The 20,899-nt window shown below is 66.0% G+C and carries 21 protein-coding genes; 9 read left to right on the top strand and 12 right to left on the bottom strand.

Going from position 1 to position 20,899, the window contains the following annotated elements:
• Positions 1–78: 78 nt before the first annotated feature.
• Positions 79–2,658 carry an ATP-dependent chaperone ClpB gene (clpB, locus tag M2333_RS10880; RefSeq protein WP_264611756.1) on the bottom strand — a complete coding sequence of 860 codons (2,580 nt, stop codon included), beginning with the start codon at positions 2,656–2,658 and terminating at the stop codon, positions 79–81.
• Between the two features lie 278 nt (positions 2,659–2,936).
• Between clpB and M2333_RS10875 the strand changes: the two genes are divergently transcribed.
• Positions 2,937–5,822 carry a M16 family metallopeptidase gene (locus M2333_RS10875; RefSeq protein ID WP_264611755.1) on the top strand — a complete coding sequence of 962 codons (2,886 nt, stop codon included), beginning with the start codon at positions 2,937–2,939 and terminating at the stop codon, positions 5,820–5,822.
• A 29-nt stretch (positions 5,823–5,851) separates the two neighbouring features.
• Positions 5,852–6,154 (top strand): hypothetical protein, encoded by a 303-nt coding sequence (locus M2333_RS10870; protein ID WP_181558682.1) that lies wholly within the window; start codon positions 5,852–5,854, stop codon positions 6,152–6,154.
• Between the two features lie 87 nt (positions 6,155–6,241).
• Here M2333_RS10870 and pal read toward each other — a convergent pair whose 3' ends face one another.
• The 8 genes from pal to ruvA all read right to left on the bottom strand — a co-directional run bounded on the left by pal (position 6,242) and on the right by ruvA (position 12,532).
• Positions 6,242–6,757 carry a peptidoglycan-associated lipoprotein Pal gene (gene pal, locus M2333_RS10865; RefSeq protein WP_264571999.1) on the bottom strand — a complete coding sequence of 172 codons (516 nt, stop codon included), beginning with the start codon at positions 6,755–6,757 and terminating at the stop codon, positions 6,242–6,244.
• A gap of 111 nt (positions 6,758–6,868) precedes the next feature.
• Positions 6,869–8,212, bottom strand: a complete 1,344-nt coding sequence (gene tolB / locus M2333_RS10860; RefSeq protein ID WP_264612609.1) for a Tol-Pal system beta propeller repeat protein TolB — start codon at positions 8,210–8,212, stop codon at positions 6,869–6,871.
• A gap of 5 nt (positions 8,213–8,217) precedes the next feature.
• Positions 8,218–9,081 carry a TonB C-terminal domain-containing protein gene (locus M2333_RS10855; protein WP_181558684.1) on the bottom strand — a complete coding sequence of 288 codons (864 nt, stop codon included), beginning with the start codon at positions 9,079–9,081 and terminating at the stop codon, positions 8,218–8,220.
• Between the two features lie 9 nt (positions 9,082–9,090).
• Positions 9,091–9,561 carry an ExbD/TolR family protein gene (locus tag M2333_RS10850; protein ID WP_181558685.1) on the bottom strand — a complete coding sequence of 157 codons (471 nt, stop codon included), beginning with the start codon at positions 9,559–9,561 and terminating at the stop codon, positions 9,091–9,093.
• Positions 9,561–10,265, bottom strand: coding sequence for a protein TolQ (gene tolQ, locus M2333_RS10845; protein WP_181558686.1), 705 nt, complete (start codon positions 10,263–10,265; stop codon positions 9,561–9,563). Before tolQ ends, M2333_RS10850 begins: the two co-directional genes overlap by 1 nt.
• A gap of 20 nt (positions 10,266–10,285) precedes the next feature.
• The gene (gene ybgC / locus M2333_RS10840) at positions 10,286–10,744 is read right to left on the bottom strand and encodes a tol-pal system-associated acyl-CoA thioesterase (RefSeq protein ID WP_264611754.1); all 459 of its coding nucleotides are present in this window, start codon (positions 10,742–10,744) and stop codon (positions 10,286–10,288) included.
• Between the two features lie 116 nt (positions 10,745–10,860).
• On the bottom strand, positions 10,861–11,880 hold the full coding sequence (gene ruvB, locus M2333_RS10835) for a Holliday junction branch migration DNA helicase RuvB (protein WP_181558688.1): 1,020 nt from the start codon (positions 11,878–11,880) through the stop codon (positions 10,861–10,863).
• Between the two features lie 34 nt (positions 11,881–11,914).
• Positions 11,915–12,532, bottom strand: coding sequence for a Holliday junction branch migration protein RuvA (gene ruvA, locus M2333_RS10830; RefSeq protein WP_264579981.1), 618 nt, complete (start codon positions 12,530–12,532; stop codon positions 11,915–11,917).
• A 263-nt stretch (positions 12,533–12,795) separates the two neighbouring features.
• Between ruvA and rpmH the strand changes: the two genes are divergently transcribed.
• The 5 genes from rpmH to yihA all read left to right on the top strand — a co-directional run bounded on the left by rpmH (position 12,796) and on the right by yihA (position 16,466).
• Positions 12,796–12,930, top strand: coding sequence for a 50S ribosomal protein L34 (gene rpmH / locus M2333_RS10825; RefSeq protein WP_014074358.1), 135 nt, complete (start codon positions 12,796–12,798; stop codon positions 12,928–12,930).
• A 44-nt stretch (positions 12,931–12,974) separates the two neighbouring features.
• Positions 12,975–13,415 carry a ribonuclease P protein component gene (gene rnpA / locus M2333_RS10820; RefSeq protein WP_264612608.1) on the top strand — a complete coding sequence of 147 codons (441 nt, stop codon included), beginning with the start codon at positions 12,975–12,977 and terminating at the stop codon, positions 13,413–13,415.
• Between the two features lie 169 nt (positions 13,416–13,584).
• Positions 13,585–13,797 (top strand): membrane protein insertion efficiency factor YidD, encoded by a 213-nt coding sequence (gene yidD, locus M2333_RS10815; RefSeq protein ID WP_264611753.1) that lies wholly within the window; start codon positions 13,585–13,587, stop codon positions 13,795–13,797.
• 49 nt (positions 13,798–13,846) lie between these two features.
• Complete coding sequence (yidC, locus tag M2333_RS10810; RefSeq protein WP_264611752.1) at positions 13,847–15,568, top strand: membrane protein insertase YidC; 1,722 nt, start codon at positions 13,847–13,849, stop codon at positions 15,566–15,568.
• A gap of 235 nt (positions 15,569–15,803) precedes the next feature.
• A complete protein-coding gene (yihA, locus tag M2333_RS10805) occupies positions 15,804–16,466 on the top strand; it encodes a ribosome biogenesis GTP-binding protein YihA/YsxC (RefSeq protein ID WP_264611751.1) in 663 nt (220 codons plus the stop codon).
• A 308-nt stretch (positions 16,467–16,774) separates the two neighbouring features.
• Here the strand turns inward: yihA and M2333_RS10800 are convergent, their stop codons facing one another.
• From M2333_RS10800 to M2333_RS10790, 3 genes are all read right to left on the bottom strand, one after another.
• Positions 16,775–17,431, bottom strand: coding sequence for a flavin reductase family protein (locus tag M2333_RS10800; RefSeq protein ID WP_264574429.1), 657 nt, complete (start codon positions 17,429–17,431; stop codon positions 16,775–16,777).
• 208 nt (positions 17,432–17,639) lie between these two features.
• Positions 17,640–18,056 (bottom strand): group II truncated hemoglobin, encoded by a 417-nt coding sequence (locus M2333_RS10795; protein WP_264611750.1) that lies wholly within the window; start codon positions 18,054–18,056, stop codon positions 17,640–17,642.
• Positions 18,057–18,134: 78 nt separating this feature from the next.
• The gene (locus M2333_RS10790) at positions 18,135–18,593 is read right to left on the bottom strand and encodes a cupin domain-containing protein (protein ID WP_264611749.1); all 459 of its coding nucleotides are present in this window, start codon (positions 18,591–18,593) and stop codon (positions 18,135–18,137) included.
• Positions 18,594–18,674: 81 nt separating this feature from the next.
• Here M2333_RS10790 and M2333_RS10785 point away from each other — a divergent pair, with 81 nt between their 5' ends.
• Entirely contained in the window at positions 18,675–19,280 is a 606-nt protein-coding gene (locus M2333_RS10785) for an SOS response-associated peptidase (RefSeq protein ID WP_264611748.1), read from the top strand.
• Between the two features lie 230 nt (positions 19,281–19,510).
• On the top strand, positions 19,511–20,767 hold the full coding sequence (locus M2333_RS10780; RefSeq protein ID WP_264611747.1) for a gallate dioxygenase: 1,257 nt from the start codon (positions 19,511–19,513) through the stop codon (positions 20,765–20,767).
• Positions 20,768–20,899: the final 132 nt, after the last annotated feature.

Raw genomic sequence — 20,899 nt, 5'->3', positions numbered from 1 at the left:
CATCTGAACTCATCAACAAAAAGGGCGACGCCAATGGCGCCGCCCTTTTTTATGGCTTCACGTCCGAGGTTACCAACCTCACCCCACCGTCAACACCAGCGCCCCATCGCCCTCGTCAACGCGCACTGTCGCGCCGTCGGGCACTTCGCCGCGCAGGATGAGGTCGGCGAGCGGGTCTTGCAGATATTTCTGCACCGCGCGCTTCAAGGGGCGGGCGCCGTAGACCGGATCGTAGCCCACCCGGCCGAGCCAGGCGCGGGCGCCGTCGGTGAGGTCGAGCGTCACCTTGCGGTCCTTGAGCAGCTTGCCGACGCGGGCGACCTGGATGTCGACGATCGGCCCCATATGCTCCGCGCCCAGCCGGTGGAACAGGATGATCTCGTCCAGCCGATTGAGGAACTCCGGGCGGAAATGTGCGCGCACCACGTCCATCACCTGATCCTCGACCTTCTCCACCGGCTCATCGTCGCCAAGGCTGGTGAGGAACTGGCTGCCGAGGTTGCTGGTCAGCACGATGATCGTGTTGGTGAAGTCCACGGTGCGGCCCTGACCATCGGTCAGGCGGCCATCGTCGAGCACCTGGAGGAGCACGTTGAACACGTCGCCATGCGCCTTCTCCACCTCGTCAAACAGCACGACCTGATAGGGCCGGCGGCGGACGGCTTCGGTCAGCACGCCGCCTTCTTCATAGCCGACATAGCCCGGCGGCGCGCCGATCAGCCGGGCGACGCTGTGCTTCTCCATGAACTCGCTCATGTCGATGCGCACCATCGCATTGCTGTCGTCGAACAGGAATTCGGCGAGCGCCTTGGTCAGCTCCGTCTTGCCGACGCCCGTCGGGCCGAGGAACAGGAAGCTGCCGAGCGGCCGGTTGGGGTCCTGCAGACCGGCGCGTGAGCGGCGCACGGCGGTGGAGACGGCCTTCACCGCGTCGGCCTGGCCGATCACCCGGCGACCCAGCTCCTCCTCCATGGCCAGCAGCTTCTCGCGCTCGCCTTCCAGCATCTTGTCGACCGGAATGCCGGTCCAGCGCGAGACGACGCTGGCGATGTCCTCGCTGGTCACTTCCTCGCGCAGCATCGCGCCCTTGGAGGCGGACTGCGCCTCTTCGAGCTGCTTCTCCAGCGTGGGGATGGTGCCATATTGCAGCTCGCCGGCCTTGGCATATTCGCCGGTGCGCTGCGCCTGCTCCAGCTGGATGCGCGCGGCATCGAGCTGCTCTTTGAGCTTGGCCTCGCCCGCGATCTTGTCCTTCTCGGCCTGCCAGCGGCCCGTGAGTTCGGCCGACTGCTGCTCCAGATTGGCGAGGTCGCCTTCCAGTGCTGCCAGCCGGTCCTTGCTGGCCTGATCACTCTCCTTCTTCAGCGCCTCGCGCTCGATCTGGAGCTGCATAATCCGCCGGTCGAGATTCTCGATCTCCTCGGGCTTGGATTCCACTTCCATGCGGATGCGGCTCGCGGCCTCGTCCATCAGGTCGATGGCCTTGTCCGGCAGGAAGCGGTCCGTGATGTAGCGGTTGGAGAGCGTCGCGGCGGAGACGATGGCCCCGTCCGCGATCCGCACGCCATGGTGCGTCTCGTACTTGTCCTTGATGCCGCGCAGAATGGAGATGGTGTCCTCCACTGTCGGCTCGCCAACGAACACGGGCTGGAACCGCCGCTGGAGAGCGGGGTCCTTCTCGACATATTTGCGATACTCATCGAGCGTGGTCGCGCCGATGCAGTGCAACTCGCCGCGCGCCAGAGCCGGCTTCAAGAGGTTGGAAGCATCCATCGCGCCTTCGGATTTGCCCGCGCCGATCAGTGTGTGCATTTCATCGACGAAGAGGATGATCTGGCCGTCCGCGCCCTTCACTTCGTCGAGCACGCCCTTGAGGCGCTCCTCGAACTCGCCGCGATACTTCGCGCCGGCGATGAGGCTGCCCATGTCGAGCGCCATCAGCGTGCGGTCCTTGAGGGTGTCGGGCACGTCGCCATTGGCGATGCGCAGGGCCAGGCCCTCCGCGATGGCGGTCTTGCCGACGCCGGGCTCACCGATCAGCACCGGGTTGTTCTTGGTGCGCCGGGCGAGGATCTGGATGGTGCGGCGGATTTCCTCGTCGCGGCCGATCACCGGATCGAGCTTGCCGTCGCGGGCGGCCTCGGTGAGATCGCGGGCGAATTTCTTGAGCGCGTCATAGCGGTCTTCGGCGGACGCGGTGTCCGCGGTCCGGCCACCCCGCAGGCTGTTGATCGCGCCATTGAGCGCCTCGGCCTTCACGCCGGCGGTGGCCAGCGCCTTGCCGGCGGCGGTCGTCGTGGCCAGTGCCAGGGCAAGCAGCAGCCGCTCGACGGTGACATAGCTGTCGCCGGCTTTCTGCGCGACCTGCTCGGCAGAATCGAGCACGCGCACCGCGTCATTGTCGAGGCCCGGGGTCTGCTGCGCGCCCGATCCGCTGACGGCAGGCACCTTGGCGAGCGCCGTGTCGGTCTCGCGCAGCGCCGTTGCGGCATCACCGCCCGCCGCCTTGATGAGGCCGCTGGCCATGCCCTGCTCATCCTCGAGCAGCGCCTTGAGCAGATGCTCCGGGCTGATGCGCTGGTGGTTCATGCGGATCGCGACGGTCTGTGCGCTCTGCAGGAAGCCCTTGGCCCGGTCTGTGAACTTTTCGAGATTCATACTATCTCCCTTCGCCTGCCACAGATGGTGTTGCCATTTCGCAACACAAGAGGGCCAGTGCGTTTTTCTCCGACGCGATCCGGGCAGCATGATCGACCGCTGCCAATATGCCATGCCGGCTTCGTTGGGATCAACGCTCAAGCTCGCTGGCGGGTCCTCAATCCGGGGCCGGTTCGATCCGGCGCTAGGCTTGGCCGCCGCCTGCCGCTATGGTCTGGCCATGGTTTCAGGCCGTCGCTGCTACGGGTGGCGACCTGTTGATATTCGTCGGAGATTCTATGCGTCTGACTGTTCGTCGTTCGACTGCCCTCATGTATCTGGGCGTTTGCAGCCTTGCCCTTACGGCATCCGTGCCGGCCTGGTCGCAAGCGCAGCCTGCCCCCCGTCCGGCGGCCCCAGCGACGGTCAGCGCGACGGCCAGCGCAGCCGTCAAGCCTGCGCCGCTCGCCGATCTCATCAAGCGAGTCGACATTCCCTATGAGACGTTCACGCTGCCCAATGGCCTGCGCGTGATCGTGCATACCGATCGCAAGGCGCCGGTCGTCGGCGTCACCGTCTACTACCGTATCGGCTCCAAGCATGAGCCGGAAGGCAAGACCGGCTTTGCGCATCTCTTCGAACATCTGATGTTCGGCGGGTCGGAGAATGTGCCCAATTTCGATGAGCCTTTGGTTTCGGCCGGTTCCACACCCACCAATGGATCGACGTGGTTCGACCGCACCAATTATGTCGAGACAGTGCCGACGGGCACGCTCGATCGTGCGCTGTTCATGGAGGCGGACCGTATGGGCCGCCTGCTCGGTGCGGTGACGCAAGGTAAGCTCGATGCCCAGCGCGCCGTGGTGCAGAATGAGAAGCGGCAGGGTGACAATCAGCCCTATGGGTTGGTGGAATATGTGCAGCTTGAGACGCTGCTGCCCAAGGGGCATCCCTATGGCCACTCGACCATCGGTTCGATGGCGGATCTCGACTCTGCCTCGCTGGAGGATGTGAAGGGCTGGTTCCGCGATCATTACGGGCCGAACAACGCGATCCTTGTGCTGGCCGGCGATATCGACCCCGTCACGGCCAAGGCGAAGGTCGAGAAATATTTCGGCGGCATCGCGGCGGGGCCGGCGGTCAAGCCGGTTGCCGCGCCGATCCCGACGCTGCCCGCGCGGGTCGACAAGGTGATGAAGGACCGCGTGGCGACCACGCGCATCTATCGCATGTGGGTGACGCCGGGCCGCAATGACAAGGATGCGCCTTTGCTCTCCGTGGGTGGCGCGGTCCTCGGCGGCCTCGCCAGCTCGCGGCTGGACAATATCCTCGTCCGTGACGAGCAGATCGCGGTGAGCGTGACGGCGGGCGTGCAGCAGTTCGAGCAGCTTGGTTTCTTCATGGCGACAGCCGATGTGAAGCCCGGCACCGATCCGGCACTGGTCTCCCGCCGGCTCGATGAGATCATGGGCGATTTTATTAAGACTGGCCCGACCGCCGATGAAGTCACCCGCGTGGCCACCCGGCAGGTGGCCGGCGAGATTGCCGCGCTTGAAGTGGTCGGCGGATTCAGCGGCAAGGCGTCGACCTTGGCTGAGGGACTGTTATATTCGGACGATCCTGCCCAGTATAAGAAGGATCTGGCCGCCATCGCCGCGGCGACGCCCACGGCCGTGAGGGCGGCGATGCAGCGCTGGCTCACCCGCCCCGCGTTTGCACTGACGGTCGAGCCCGGTGAGCGGGAAGCCTATGCGGACGCCACCGTCGCAGCGCCGGGCGAGAATGCGCCGGCGGATGTCGCGGCGCCCAAGCCGACGCTGGCGATCCCGGACGTAACGCAGAACCCGGACCTCGATTTCCCCACGGTGGAGACGGCGACGCTCGGCAATGGCATCAAGCTGCACGTCGCGACCCGCTCGACCGTGCCGACGGTCAGCATCGCGGTCAATTTCGACGCTGGGCTTGCCAGTGACCGGCGGGACCGGATGGGGCTGGGCACGCTGATGCTCGACCTGCTGGAGGCGGGCACCACCAGCCGCTCGACCATCCAGATCGCCGAGGAGCAGGAGCGGCTCGGCGCCAGCATCTCGACCGGGCAGAGCATGGACCGCACGTCCATCTCCCTGTTCGCGCTCAAGCCCAATCTGGCGCCTTCGCTCGACCTGCTGCAGGATGTGATCCGCAACCCCGCCTTCGCGCCGAGCGAGATCGAGCGGCTGCGGACCATCCAGCTTGCCGGCATCGCGGCGGAAAAGACGCAGCCCAGTGGCCTTGCCAACCGGGCAATCTCGCCACTGCTCTATGGCCCGCAGCATCCCTATGGCGTCGTCAGCGCGCGGGGTGAGGAGGCGACCGTGAAGGCGATCACGCGCGATGACCTCGTGCATTACCATGGCGGCTGGATCGTCCCGAGCAAGGCGGAGATCTTCGTCGCCGGCGACATCACCATGGCCGAGATCAAGCCCCTGCTGGAGGCGCGTTTCGGCAATTGGCCGCAGAACCGCATGGCCTCGCCCGTCAAGGATTTCTCGGTGGCGGTGCCGACGCCCAAGCCGGGCATTTACCTCATTGATCGGCCGCAGTCGCCGCAGTCTGTCATTCTGGGCGGGGTGGTCACCAAGGCGACCGGACGCGATGACCTGGTCGCGTTCAACATGGCGAATACCGTGCTGGGCGATGATTTCCTCTCGCGGCTGAACGCGGACATTCGGGAGGCGAAGGGCTGGTCCTATGGCGTGCGCGGTGCGCTCAGCCGGCGGTTGGAGCGCAGCCCCTATCTGGTCAGCGCGCCGGTACAGGCGGACAAGACCGGTCCGGCCATCGCGGCGATGCGGGATCAGATCGTCAGCTTCCTTGGGCAAAAGGGCGTGACGCCGCAGGAATTCGCGCGCGTGGTCAATGGCGAGATCGCCGGCTTGCCGGGCAAGTTCGAGACCACCGGCGCGGTGCTCGGGCAGATGCAGGCGGATGCGCTGTTCGGCCGGCCGTTCGATTATGTCGAGACGCTGCGGGCGCGCTATCAGGCGCTCACCCCGGCCCAGCTCGACGCGGCGGCGAAGCAGCTGATCGATCCCGCACAGCTGAGCTGGGTGGTGGTTGGCGACAAGAGCCAGATTGCGGACCAGCTCAAGCCGCTGGGGTTGCCCGTGACGGAGATCACCCCCGACGCAGCCCCCGCTCGCTGAAGAACGTTCATTCCGGAAGGAGAGATGAAATGGCCAAAGTAGACGGCGCTTATGATTGCACCACCAAGACCCCGATGGGGGATCAGGCGAGCGTGTTCACCGTCGTGACGGACGGAGACACGTTCAACGGCACCAACGCAGGGCCGCTCGGCTCGCTCGATGTGAAGAACGGCAAGGTGGACGGCAACCGGCTGACCTGGACCATGGAGATGACCATGCCCATGCCGATGACGCTCACCTGCGAGGCAATCGTGACCGACGGCAAGATCAGCGGCACCATCGATGCCGGCGCTTTCGGCACCATGGCGATGACGGGTACGAGGCGCGGCTGACGGCCCGCCCGCCAGCAGGGCAGATCATAGAAAAGGGCAGCCTCCCGCTTGGAAGGCTGCCCTTTCTTTTTGGCGCTGTGGCGCGTGTCAGTCGACCGTGACGGTGACTGCGCGACGGTTCTGGGCCCAGCTGGCTTCATCCGAACCGAGCGCGACCGGGCGCTCCTTGCCGTAGCTGATCGTGTTGATGCGGCCGGCATCGATGCCGAGCGACGCCAGATAGTTCTTGGCGGCATTGGCGCGACGCTCACCGAGCGCGAGGTTGTATTCGCGGGTGCCGCGTTCGTCGGCATGGCCTTCGACGGTCACGCGCTTCTGCGGGTAGCGCATCAGCCATTCGGCCTGGCTGCGCAGCACGTTGCGATCCTCATCGTCGATGTCGCTCTCGTCCGTGTTGAAGAAGATGCGGTCGGAGGTCACGCTGGCGACGAAGTCCGCCTGGCTGCCCGGGGTCGGGCCACTCGGCGTGGGCGTCGGCGTGGTGGCCGGCGGCGGAGCCGTGTCAGCCGGTGCGGGGGGCAGGGTCTCCGGCGCCTTTTTGGCACAAGCCGAAAGGGCGAGCGCGGCACTGGAAACCAGCAGCAACAGGGGTGTGGTACGCATGGGGGCTTCTCCTACTGTCCTGAACACAAACCGGTTCGTCGTATGGTTGGGGCGTTTTGCCGACAAGTCAACCTGAAGATATGAAAACAAAGATGAATTTTTGGTTCCCCGTCACTGAAGCAGCGGTCCCCACGCGGGGTCGGAGCCGTCCACGGGCGTCACGATCTTGCGCTCATTCACCCCCGTCAGGTCCACCTGCCAGATGGAGGAATTGCCCGAGCGACCAGCAGCGGTGCGGAAGAATTGCAGCACGCGGCCATTGGGCGACCAGGTCGGCGCTTCATCCTGCCAGCCGTTGGTCAACAGCCGCTCATTGCTGCCGTTCACATCCATCACGCCCACACGGAAGTTGCCGGCGATCTTGGTGAAGGCGATGAGGTCGCCGCGCGGGCTCCACTCCGGCGTGGCGTAGCGTCCGCCCCCGAAACTGATGCGGCGCTGGCCCGAGCCATCCGCGTTCATCACATAGATCTGCTGTCCGCCCGAGCGATCGCTCTCGAATACGACCTTCGTCCCGTCCGGCGAGAAGGAGCCGCCGACATTGATGCCCGGCGTGTTGGTCAGCCGTGTCGGGCGACCGCCGGCGACGGGGATCTTGTAGATATCCGTATTGGCGCCGCTGGCCATCGAGTAGAGCAAAGTGCGGCCATCGGGCGACCAGCGCGGCGCGAAGATGGCGCCGCTGCCTTCCAGCAGCACGCGCTGGCGGCCCTGATCGACATCATAGATGTAGATGCGCACGTTGCGGCCGACATAGCTCACATAGGCGATGGAGCGATAATCCGGCGACCAGCGCGGGGTGAGCGCCAGGCTCTGGCCGTTGGTGATGAAGCGGTGGTTGGCGCCATCGCTATCCATGATGGCGAGGCGCTTGACGCGATTGTCCTTGGGGCCGGTCTCGGCAATGTAGGCGATGCGGCTATCGAAGAACGGGCTCTCGCCGGTCAGGCGCGAATAGACAAGGTCGGCGCAGCGGTGGGCGGCGCGGCGCCAGTCGCGGGGCGCGACGACATAGCCCTGTCGGGCCAGCTCGGTGCCGAGCGACACGTCATAGAGATAGCAGCCGACCGTGATCTGCGAATCGCCGCCCGCCGAGCGCACGAAGCCCTGCACCAGCGCCTCGGCATTCATCGCGGACCAGCGCGCGAAGACGGGACTGGTGACTTCCGCCATGGAAGGCGCCTGCACGCCATTGGGGCCAAGCGGCGTGAACAGCCCGGAGCCGCGCAGATCGTTGGCGATCACCTCGGCGATGCGCTGGCCGAGGGACTGGGTGGAGCCGGCCGGCGTCTCGACGTCCTGCTGGGTGGGCATGGCCGGAACCGCGATCCGCAGATCGCTCTCGACCGGATTGGTGACGTCCACGCTGAGCTGCGCCGTGGCGGGCATCGCGATGAGCAGGGCCAGCAGGGCGCTGGCACCGCGCAGGGTTTTGCGTCGAAGGCTGAGCATCATCATGGTCACAGACTCGCATAGATGCGGAGCGGCCGGAGCCACTTCCACTGTTCATAAAATTCGGCGGGCAGGTTCTTGAACGGCGCGGCGCGCATCACGGCCTGCACGGCCCGCTCGGCATGGAGATCGGCCTGGGCGCGATTGCTGGCCGTCACGCCCTCCTGCCCGACGACCTCGACCCGGCCATCGATGCGCCCGTCCGGTGTCAGGTGGACACTGAGCAGCGTCACCAGCTTTTCGGCATCGGCGCCCGAGGGTGGGCGCCAGTGCGGCTTGATCTGGCGGGTGATCTCCGCATTGAGCGCACGGGCCGCGACCGGGCTGAGCTTGGCGTTTGAGCCGCTGGTGTTGGGCGTCGCGCGGCTGGAGGCCGTCTCGGCATCGATGCCCTTGAGGAAATCGTCGCCCAGCCGGGATGCACGCTGACGCGGCGCTTCCTCACGCGCGGGGCGGGAGGGCGCGGGCTTGGCGGCCGGCGTCTCGCGCGTGCTGGCCCGCTGTTCGCGCGGCTTGGGCGCGGGCGGCGGGGGTGGCGCCGGCTTGGGCGTCGGTGCCTGCGCGCGGGGCGGGGGGGGCGGTGCAACCGGTTCGGGCTGTGCCGGCGGCGTGGGCGCCGCGGCGGCGGGCGGCGGCGGCGCAGCATCGGGCTCGACCTCGCCAATTTCCGGCGCGGTGGCGGTCTGCGGCACGTCCGGCGCATGCTCGCGGGTCAGGCTTTCGAGCGCGACAGCATCCGCAAAGGTCACGTCGATCGTCGACGGCGGTTTTAAATCGGCGCTCTTCTGAAACAGGCCAAGCGACAGCGCGCCGAGCAGAAGCACATGGCCCGCCGTGGAAATTCCCAGTCCTAGACGCTCGCGCTGGTCCATTCCCCGCCCTTATTCGCCCGTCACTGAACGCACGGTGGACGGATCCGATCCGCCCATGCCGATCCCGGTGGTGACGAGCGCCACCCGGTCCAGCCCGGCGCGATTGAGCTCACCCATCACGCGCATGACGCGGCCATAATCGAGCGCGGCATCTGCGCGCAGGAACACCTGCTCGTCCGGGCCCAGGCCGGCGCGCAAGGCATTGAGCCGGTCCGGCAGCGCATCGTCGCTCACCGGATCGTCATTGATGAAGACCGCGCCCTCCGGATCGACCGAGACGATGGCGGGCTTCTTGTCCTGATCCAGCGCGCTCGCGCGGCTCTCCGGCAGGCGCACGGGCACGCCGGTCACCAGCAAGGGGGCAGTCACCATGAAGATGATGAGCAGCACCAGCATCACGTCGACCAGCGGCGTGACGTTGATGTCCGCCATGGGCGCGCGTCGCCCGCCCCGCCGGTTGGAAGGCAGGTTCATGCCCATCAGGATTCAAGCTCGCGGCTGAAGGTGGTGTAGAGCCCGTCCGAGAAGCGCTGGACCCGCGCTTCCAGCCGGTTCACGCCATGGCTCAGGCGATTGTAGCCGATCACGGCGGGAATGGCTGCGAACAGGCCGATGGCGGTCGCGAACAAGGCCTCGGCAATGCCGGGCGCCACGACCGCGAGACTGGTGTTCTGCTCGCCGGCAATGGCGATGAATGCGCGCATGATGCCCCACACGGTGCCGAACAGGCCAACGAACGGCGCCACCGAGCCCACGGTCGCGAGGATGTTCAGCCGGTCGGAAATCTTGTCGATGGTGCCAGCCAGAGCGGAGCCCATGGCGGTGGCGAGCCGGTCGCGCGTGCCATCCGGATTCATGCCGCGCTGGGCGGTGGAGCGGCGCCATTCGGCGATGCCGGCATTGAGCACCTGCGCGCTCGGCAGGTCTTCACGGCCGCGCTCCTTGGCGAAGGCGTCCATGTCCTTGGCCTGCCAGAAGGCGCGCTCGAACTCGTCGCATCCCTTGCGCATCCGCCGGAGCCGTCCCGCGAAGCTGAAGATGATGCCCCAGGTCCAGACGCTGGCCAGCAGCAGGCCGACCATCACCGCCTTCACGACGAGATCCGCCTGGAGGAACATGTCCACCGGCGACAAAGTGAGCGCGTTGTCCGGCGCTGCGGCAGCAAGCATGAGGGTGAGAGTCATGGGCGGGGGTGTTTCTCCGGTCAGGAAGGAATCGGCGCGAGCCGGCTGAAGCGATTGATCCAGTCAGCCGGCTGACGGCGCGGGCGACCGGTGCTGTCGAGGAAGGCCACGGTGACGCTGCCTCGGGTCAGTTCCGTGTCCTCGCGCCAGACCGACTGGGCTATAACGCAGCGCGCCGCGCCGAGTTGCGTCAGCTGGCTGCGCACGGTGAGATCATCGTCCAGACGGGCCGGCGCGCGGTAGCGCAGCGCAATGTCCGTCACCGCATACACGCCCTCGCCGGATTCCTGCGCCGCGCGCTGATCGATACCGAGCTGGCGCAGCATGTCCGAGCGGGCGCGCTCCATATAGCGCAGATAATTGGCGTGATAGACGACGCCGGAAAGGTCGGTGTCCTCGAAATAGACGCGCACGGGGAAGCGGTGTTCTCCGTTCTCAAACTGTCCCGAAGCGGGATGAAGGGCGATTTGCGAAGGCATGGGCGACCAGTCCTAACCGACGCGACTCGCGGCGGGAAGCCTTTTCAAGCGTCAGAACGCAGCAGATCTTCGTTCTATCGCACGGGACCGGGGAGGATCGCTTGCCGCTCGTCGCCTCAGTCGAACAAACCGTCCTGGCTGCCCTCTGGCGGATTGAGGCCGAGATGCTTCCAGCCCGGCGCATTCAGGATGCGGCCACGGGCGGTTCGCGCGATGATGCCGAGCTGGAGCAGATAGGGCTCGATGACATCCTCGATGGTGTCGCGCGGCTCGGAGAGGCCAGCGGCCAGCGTCTCGGCGCCGACCGGGCCGCCTTTATAAATGTCGGCGATCATCCGCAGGTAGCGGCGATCCATCAGGTCGAGGCCGAGCTGGTCGACCTCCAGCCGGGTCAGTGCGGCATCGGCGGCGGCGGCATCGACGACATCATGCCCCGCGGCATGGGCGAAATCGCGTACCCGCCGCAGCAGCCGCCCGGCGATACGCGGTGTGCCACGGGCACGGCGCGCAATTTCGGTTGCGCCATCGGGAGCGATCGGCAGGTCGAGCAGCCGCGCTGCGCGGGTGATGACGTGCTCCAGCTCATCCACGGTATAGAAGTTGAGCCGCACGGGGATGCCGAACCGGTCACGCAACGGCGTGGCCAGCATGCCCTGCCGCGTCGTCGCGCCGACCAGCGTGAAAGAGGGCAGATCGATCCGCACCGAGCGGGCCGAGGGGCCTTCCCCGATCATGATGTCGAGCGCGCGGTCCTCCATGGCCGGGTAGAGGATTTCCTCCACCGCCGGATTGAGCCGGTGAATCTCGTCGATGAACAGCACGTCGCCTTCATCGAGATTGGTAAGCAGCGCGGCGAGATCGCCCGCCTTGGCGATGACCGGACCGGACGTGGCACGGAACCCCACGCCCATCTCCCGCGCGACGATCTGCGCCAGCGTCGTCTTGCCCAGGCCCGGCGGGCCGAAGAACAGCACATGATCGAGCGCTTCGCCGCGTGCGCGGGCGGCGTTGATGAAGATCCGCAGATTCTCGCGCGCGCCCTTCTGCCCGACGAAATCGTCCAGCGTCTTGGGGCGCAGCGCAGCATCCATGTCTTCAGGCGTGCGACCGGCGGTGAGAAGGGGGGAGCTTGCCATCAGCCCGGCACCCTAGCGCGCGTTGACCAGCCCGTCACTTGGCAGCCTTTCGCAGCGCGAGGCGGACCAGAGCATCCAGAGAGGCGCTTTCGCCCAGCTCGTCCAGCGCGGCGCTGACAGCGATGCTCGCTTCGCCCGGCTTGAAGCCCAGCGAGGCGAGTGCGGAGAGAGCATCGGCCTGCACGCCCGTCGCGGCCGGGATCGCCGCGCCGCTCGCATCCAGCCCGATGGCGAACGATCCGGTCGCGATGGCGCCGACCTTGTCTTTCAGCTCGCGCACGATCCGTTCGGCGAGCTTGGGGCCGACGCCATTGGCGCGGGCGACCATCGCCTTGTCCTGCGCTGCGATAGCACGGTGCAGGTCGCTCGGTTCCAGCGCGGAGAGAATGGCCAGCGCCACGCGGGCGCCCACGCCCTGCACGCCGGTGAGCAGGCGGAACCAGTCGCGCTCCGCCTCGCTCGCGAAGCCGACCAGCCGGATGAACTCCTCGCCCACCAGCATCTCGGTATGCACGGTGACGGCCCCGCCGACGCTGCCCAGCGCGGACAGGCTGCGCGAGGACATGCCGACGAGATAGCCCACGCCACCGACATCGATGACGGCACTATCCAGTCCGGTGGAGACAAGCAGGCCTTTCAAATGCGCGATCATGAGGCGGGTGTAGCGATGTTCCCGCTTCGTTTCCACCGTTTCTGAATGAGGCGCGCGTGGCTATTCATTCCCTTGCAGGTAGCCGCGCGGCCCGCCTAAGAGAGCAGCGCAGGGCTGCGTCCTTTTCCGTCCCGCTGATTGACAAATAAGCCCGCTTTGCCTATCCGCGCGCCTTCGGACAGACGGCCGCTCCTCCCGGATCGGGGCGAGGCGGCCATTTTTGTCGAGTCTGCAGAACCTGATTCGATTTTGAGGAATGAACGATGAAGCGCACCTTTCAGCCGAGCAACCTTGTTCGCAAGCGCCGCCACGGTTTCCGCCTGCGCATGGCGACGGCAGCCGGCCGCAAGCTGCTGAACGCGCGCCGCGCCCGCGGCCGCAAGAAGCTGACCGCCTGATCGAGCCCGGCGCGGACGGCGCGCTGCGGCGCGTCGTGGGTCGCATGACCCGCCGCGCCGACTATCTGGCCGCCAATCGCGGCCAGCGCGCACCCATGCCAGGCTTCGTGCTGCTGGTGCGCGATCGGGCCGATGGTGATCCCACGGCCCGCCTCGGCATTACCGTCACCAAAAAGATCGGCGGCGCTGTCATCCGGAACCGGATGAAGCGCCGTTTTCGTGCGCTTGCGCGCGAAATTCTGCCTGTTCACGCCATAGCCGGCGCCGATCATGTGCTCATCGGCCGCGAGGGCGGCGTGGAGCGCGATTATGCCTCGCTGGCCGCCGAGCTTGAGAAAGCGCTGCGGCGCATCGCCAGCGGCAAGGGTGCCCCGCCGCGCGAAGGCGGACGGGGTCGCGGCGGTCGCGGCTCCGGTGGGAGCAAGAGGGTGACGCCCCCGGCGCCGCACAATGACCCTGCCCCGCGCAACGAGCCGCCCGCATGATGTCGATCAGGGATTGTCGCCTTGGCCCCGCACAACCCGTGCTCCTGCGCAGGCAGGAGCCCAGGGCCCAACCGGCTGCCCTTGCCGCCCTGGGCTCCTGCCTTCGCAGGAGCACGGTGGTCCAGTCTGGAAGACCATGGCGTCGCCGCATACTCGACCACTCCGCCCCGTGATGGTGCGCCTTCTCATCCTCGTTGCGCGCTTCTGGCAGATCGGACCGAGCCGGATTCTGCCGCCCTCCTGCCGCTATTCGCCGAGCTGCTCCCAATATGCCATCGAGGCCCTGCGGAAATATGGGGCGATAAGGGGTGGCTGGCTGGCGTTGAAGCGGCTATTGCGCTGCCACCCATGGGGCGGCTGCGGCCATGATCCGGTGCCCTGACGCCGAATCCCCTGACATGAGCTGACAAAGAGACGGAAGCCAAAGAGACGTGGACGACAAGCGCAACATCCTTCTCGCCGTGGTGCTGACCATTGCTATTCTCTTTGGCTGGCCGGTCATCAGCAATTATTTCTTCCCGCCATCGGCCCAGCCGATCGAGCGGGCCGAGCAGCAGGCGAAGCAGCAGGGCGCGGCGCCCAATGTGCGCGGTGGGCCGCTGGCCGAAGGCGCGCAGGCGATTCGCCCGATCGAGGCCGTGCTGGGCGAAAGCCAGCGCGTTGTCATCGAGACGCCCAAGCTGCGCGGCTCCATCAACCTGCGCGGCGCCCGCATCGATGATGTCGTGCTGCCGACGCATCGCCAGACGGTGGATGAAAAATCGCCGCCGGTCCGCCTGCTCGCGCCAAGCGGCACGGCGGACGCCTATTTCGCGAGCTTCGGCTGGAGCGGCGAAGGCGTGCGCGTGCCGGATGCCAACACAGTGTGGACGGCGGACGGCACCAAGCTGACCCCGCAGACTCCGGTGACGCTGCGCTGGAGCAATGGCGCGGGGCAGACCTTCCTCATCCGCCTGTCGATCGACGAGGATTATCTGCTCACCGTCGCGCAGACGGTCGAGAATGCGGGCGGCAATGCCATCGCCGTCCGCAACTATGGCCTGCTCTCGCGCACCGGCCACAGCAAGGACAAGTCGACCTGGACGATCCACACCGGCCCGATGGGCGTGTTCAACGGATCGGCCAATTATGACATCGGCTTCGACAAGCTGGACAAGGATGGCGACAAGCGCTTCTCCACCACCGGCGGCTGGCTGGGCTTTACCGATCTCTACTGGCATGCCGCGCTCATCCCGGCGCAGACGCTGCCGGTCGATGCGCAGTTCCGCAAGGGCGCGAGCGATCGCTATCAGGCCGACCTGACCTATGCGCCGGCCGTCGTCCAGCCCGGCACTTCGCTCAGCACGACGAGCCGGCTGTTCGTCGGCGCCAAGGAAACCCCGGTGCTCGACCGCTACATGGACCAGCAGGGCATCGCGCTGTTCGACCGCGCGATCGACTGGGGCTGGTTCCGCTGGTTCGAGAAGCCGATCTTCTATCTGCTAGACTGGCTGTTCCGCCACATCGGCAATTTCGGCGTGGCGATCATCTGCCTCACCTTCATCGTGCGTGGCCTGATGTTCCCGGTCGCCCAGCGGCAGTTCGCCAGCATGGCGGCGATGCGCGCCATCCAGCCGAAGATGAAGGCGCTGCAGGAGCGCTACAAGAACGACAAGCCCAAGATGCAGCAGGAGATCATGGCGCTGTACAAGACGGAGAAGGTCAATCCGCTCGCGGGCTGTCTGCCGATCTTCCTGCAGATCCCCATCTTCTTCGCGCTCTACAAGGTGCTGATGCTGACGGTGGATATGCGCCACCAGCCCTTCTACCTGTGGATCAAGGATCTTTCTGCGCCCGATCCGGCGCACATCCTCAACCTGTTCGGCCTGCTGCCGTTCACGCCGCCCTCGTTCCTCGGCATCGGCGTGCTGGCGGTGATCCTCGGCATCACCATGTGGCTGCAGTTCAAGCTGAACCCGGCGCCGATGGACGATGTGCAGAAGCAGATCTTCTCGCTGATGCCCTGGATGATGATGTTCATCATGGCGCCGTTCGCGGCCGGCCTGCTGATCTACTGGTGCACGTCCAACATCCTCACTATCGCGCAGCAGTGGTGGCTGTATCGCCAGCATCCCGTGCTGGGGCAGCCGGCAGCGGATACGGCGAAGGGCTGAGGCGGAGCTGAGGCGTCGATGAAGGAAGCAGCTGGACCCCGGGTCAGGCCCGGGGTGACGTTGAGGTAAGGGCAAGCGCGGGCCATGTCACTTACGCTACCGCTGATGATCTTTGTCTGTCCTTCCTCGTCACCCCGGGCTTGACCCGGGGTCCAGCTGCCTTTCGCGTTGTCTGCCAGTGAGAGGGCCGCGCCTTTCAGGTGACGCTTGCAGGTTAAGGCGCTAGGGGAGCGGCATGGATCACAACCCGCACAGCGATATTGACGACGACACCGCCGCCCGCATCGAGGAGGCCCGCCGGATCTTTTCCGGGCCGATCAGCTTCCTCAAATCCGCGCCGGGGCTGAACTTCCTGCCGCCAGCGGATGTGCCGGAGGTCGCCTTCGCCGGGCGCTCCAATGTCGGCAAGTCCTCGCTCATCAATGCGCTGACCAACCGCAATGGCCTTGCGCGCACATCCAACACGCCGGGGCGCACGCAGGAGCTCAATTTCTTCGACGTGGGCGAGCCGCTGCGCTTCCGCCTCGTGGACATGCCCGGCTATGGCTATGCCAAGGCGCCCAAGGATGTGGTGAAGCAGTGGCGCTTCCTCGTGAACGATTTCCTGCGCGGTCGTGCCGTCCTCAAGCGCGCGCTGGTGCTGGTCGATGCCCGCCACGGCCTCAAGGATGTCGATCGCACGCTGCTTGACATGCTGGATGAAGCAGCGGTGAGCTACCGCATGGTGCTGACCAAGGCCGACAAGGTGAAGGCGACCGACCTCGCTATCGTCACCGAGCAAACCGCTGCAGAAGTGCGCAAGCGCCCGGCGGCCCATCCCCAGATTATCCCGACATCGAGCGAGAAGGGCATGGGCCTGCCGGAGTTGCGCGCGGCGGTGATTGAGGCGCTCGACTGAGGGCTGGCTGCGGGGGCTGGGCGCGGCATCTCAGGGATGCCGTTCGCGCTATTGGCCCCCTTCTGCCGCAACATGGCTTGTGTCGGGCGTCTCCATCGCGCCGAGCGCGTCCGAGCATTGCAGGCGATAGTGCAGGCAGCTCTCAGCCCAATGCCAGCCTATCGCCCTGCAAATCCAAAAGACCTGGCCGCTGACGGTCAAAGCCGACAGTCCCGCCGTTTCACCTCTGGCAGCCGCTTCAAATGTCGTCGCCCATATCGTCCGTGTCGAGACTCGGGGGGGCGGGTCAGACATTTTGAGCCGTCAGATCACTTGGAAAACTCTCGCTTGCGGTCGACGGGCGTGACCGGGCCGCGCCGCCATTTTTGGACCAGGGCATCGGCACGCGTCTCATAATAATCGGCCGGGCCGCCCCCGCGCGACACCGGCACGGCATGGGTGGTCTGATAGATGCCGTCGAGGATGCAGTCCTGATTGATGTGCACGTGCACGACCTGGCCGAACACCACCCGGAAGTCGCTGGGAACGCCATCCAGATCCTTGAGGTGGATGATCTCGGTCACCTTGCATTCGAACTGGGCGGGACTCGCCGCCACGCGCGGCGGCGCGACATCGATCGAGGCGATCTTCTCGATTCCCGCCATCTCGAACTCGTCGACCTCCGGACCCACCTCGTCCCCGGTCAGGATCATCACGTCAGTGACGTCGCGGCCAACCAGATTCCACACGAATTCACCGGTTTCCCGCGCGTTGCGGACGCTGTCCTTCTCCCCGCCGGACGAGAAACCGATGATCAGCGGGCGATAGCTGGCGATGTTGAACAGGCTGAACGGAGCGAGATTCGCGACCCCCTCGGCGCTGACCGTACTGATCCAACCGATCGGGCGGGGCGCGACGATCGCGTTGGCCGGCTGGTGCTTCAGACGATGGCCCTCGGCCGGGCGATAGGAGTGAAATTCTCTCATGATGGCGCAGGTCCCTTGGCAAGCTTCACTATGCCGGAATTATTTCCGGTTTATGACTCGCTAGGCCTATAAGACGTGTCTGCGCTTCCGTCTAAGATATTTTTGGGGGTGTGATTGAAGACCGCATTCACGACATTTCGGCCGCCAAGCGGTTTTGCGAGGCGGGCCGATAGCGGCGACGATGCAGGACGGCCCTAAGCCAACCGGTCTAATCCCCCTGCATCGCCCTGCCCATGCGGGCGAAGGCGGCGTTCATTTTCTCGGCCAGCGCTTCCTCTACGCCGATGTCGATCAGCGCCTGCGCCATCGCTTGCGTCCATTGCCGGGTTTCCACATCGCCAAAGCCGATCTGGCGATGCGCGGACATGATGCAGGCGCCGGGCTTTTGCGTGAACCAGTCACGTGGGCCGCCGAGCCAGGCGGTGAGGAATCCGGTCAGCGACTCCCGCATCGGCGCCAGATCGGGCGCATGTATCGCCCGCAATTCGGCAAAGCGCAGGTCCTGCTCCATGAGATCGTAGAAGCGCTCGACCAGCGCGCGGACGGCCGGCGTGCCGCCGATCTCGTCATAGGGCAGCGGGGCCGGATCGGGCGGGGGTGCTTCGGCGATGGTCGATTGGGTCATTCGGCGTGGCTCATGGCGCAGGGCTCCTCATCATGAGGAGTGAATGACAGGGCAGGCGCCGCGTCGCCTTGCGCTGGATCAAGCCGGGGAGGGATCGCCTGTTGCGCAACCCGGTGCCCAGTCGAGCGGCGCGAGCGTGAAACCGGCAAAGCCGAAACCCGGCGTGACGATGCATGAGACAAGCGCCCAGCCTCGGTCGGCCTCGGCGGCCTGCCAGTGGTGCGGGGCGATGACATGCTGCGGGATCTCGCCCGCCAGCACATCGCCGCCGAGGCGCAGGGCTGTGACCGGGCCTTCGTCGCCCGGCGCGGTGGAGAGGCTGAGCGCGTGGCCGGCGTGCCAGAGCCAGGTCTCGCTCGCATCCACCTTGTGCCAATGGGAACGCTGACCACCCTCGAGCAGAAAGTAGATCGCCGTCGCCCCGGCGCGTTCGCCGGGCATGGCCTCAGCCCGCCAGGTCTCGCGATACCATCCGCCTTCCGGATGCGGCTGGAGAGCGAGGCGGTCGATCAGGGCGCGGGCTGTTGGGTCGGTCATGCGGTCTTTGTCGCCCGATCACGATGCACCGCGCAAGAGCTTGACCGCGCGGTCCCGCGCCAGGAAGGGTGGGGCGCGACCATGACGTCCCTCTATCGCCTCGATGCCAGTGCCGCGCAGATCGGCGCGGCGCTCCATGCGGATGCCGGTGAGGACCCGTGGCCGGGAGGCTATATGACGCCGGGGCGCTATGGGCCGGTGATCGTGCGTGGGCGCGATGGCGTGCGCCGGCTGGTGCCGCGGCTATGGGGCGTGCCGCCCCCGCCGGCCGCCGCGCTGACGGGCGGCGCGCCGGTCGCGCATGTGCGCAATGTCGAAAGCCCGTTCTGGATCGGTACGCTGCGGCATACCGAGTTCCGCTGCCTGGTGCCGGTTACCAGCTTCCAGCTCTGGTCGCAGGTGCCCGATCCGCGCACCGGCAAGCGTGTCGCGCATCGTTTCTCGCTGCCGGGCGCGGCGATCTTCGCGTTCGCGGGCATCTGGCGGGACAGCGAGGTGGCGAGTTTTGCGCTGCTGACCTGCGAGCCGAACCGGCTGGTCGCATCGGTCAACCCGCGCACCATGCCGGTGATCCTCCACGCTGAAGATCATGGCCGCTGGCTGCGCGCGGAATGGAAAGAGGCGCAGCGGCTGGTTGCGCCTTATCCCTCGCAGGCGATGACGATGGATGAGGCGGGGCCGCGCTAGACAGTCCCCTTCGTCATTCCCGCGAACGCGGGAATCCAGAAGCCAGCGGAACTGCCCATGCGCCCCTGGATTCCCGCGTTCGCGGGAATGACGAGAGAACGAGGTCGGGCACTCGCCAATGCCGCCCTTCGGCCACTTCGTTTGTGTTGCGTACAAATAGGGTGCAACCTACACTCCGCGCCACCGGCGACGAGTCCGTGCTTGCGCCGCAGAGACAAGAGGAGAGGCCCATGGCCAGGATCATCGGCGGTTTCGCCGTTTCGCACACCCCGACCATCGCGTTCGCCAAGGATGCGAACAAGCAGACCGATCCCGTCTGGGCGCCGATCTTCGAGGGATTCGAGCCGGTCAAGCAATGGCTGGCGGACGAGAAGCCCGATGTGATCCTGTATGTCTACAACGACCACATGACCTCCTTCTTCACCCATTACTCGCATTTCGCGCTGGGCATTGGCGAAGAGTATGAGCCGGCGGACGAAGGCGGCGGCAAGCGCGACCTGCCCGCAATCAAGGGCGATCCCGCGCTCGCCAAGCACATTGCCGAGTGCATGGTCGCCGACGAGTTCGACCTGGCCTACTGGCAGGGCATGGGGCTGGACCATGGCGCCTTCTCGCCGCTTTCGGTCCTGCTGCCTCACGAGAATGGCTGGCCCTGCCGCCTTGTGCCGCTGCAATGTGGCGTGCTTCAGCATCCGATCCCCAAGGCGCGTCGCTTCTGGAAGTTCGGCCGCTCGCTGCGTCGCGCGATCCAGAGCTATCCCAAGGACATCAAGGTCGCGATTGCGGGTACCGGTGGCCTTTCCCATCAGGTCCATGGCGAGCGGTGCGGGTTCAACAATACCGCCTGGGACATGGAGTTCATGGAGAAGCTCACCAACGATCCGGAGTCATTGCTCGACGCGACGGTGACGGATCTGGCCAAGCTCGGCGGCTGGGAAGGCGCCGAGGTGGTGATGTGGCTGCTGATGCGCGGCGCGCTCTCCGAACAGGTCGAGAAACTGCACCAGAGCTACTTCCTCCCGTCAATGACGGCCATCGCGACGATGCTGTTCAAGGATCTGGGCGATCCGGTGCCGCCGGCCGAGACCGATGAGCAACTGCGTGCCCGCGCGTCCCGCGAGCTGGCGGGCGTCGAGGCGATCGAAGGGACCTATCCTTTCACCATTGACCGCGCGGTCAAGGGCTTCCGCATCAACCACTTCCTCCACCGCCTGATCGAGCCGGAGTTCCGCAAGCGGTTTGTCGAGGATCAGGAAGGGCTGTTTGCCGAGTCGGATTTGAGCGAGGAAGAGAAGGAGCTGATCCGCAGCCGCAACTGGATCGGCATGATCCACTATGGCGTCATCTTCTTCATGCTGGAGAAGATGGCCGCGGTGCTCGGCATCGGCAATATCGACGTTTATGCCGCCTTCAAGGGCCTGAGCGTTCCCGATTTCCAGAAGACCCGCAATGCCGCGATCACCTATTCGGTGGCCGGCAAGCAATAAGGGGCACGGCTCGGATGCTTCGTGAGAGGGCGGCGGACCTTGGTTTGCCGCCTTTCTCATGAGCATCCCAAGACAGCCTGCCGCATTTGCGCCACACCATATCGACCTTCGCCCGGACGCCGACAAAGTAGA

The sequence above is a fragment of the Sphingobium sp. B11D3B genome (genome assembly GCF_025961735.1).
Taxonomy (GTDB): domain Bacteria; phylum Pseudomonadota; class Alphaproteobacteria; order Sphingomonadales; family Sphingomonadaceae; genus Sphingobium.
This window is presented reverse-complemented; position numbering and strand designations above follow the sequence as displayed.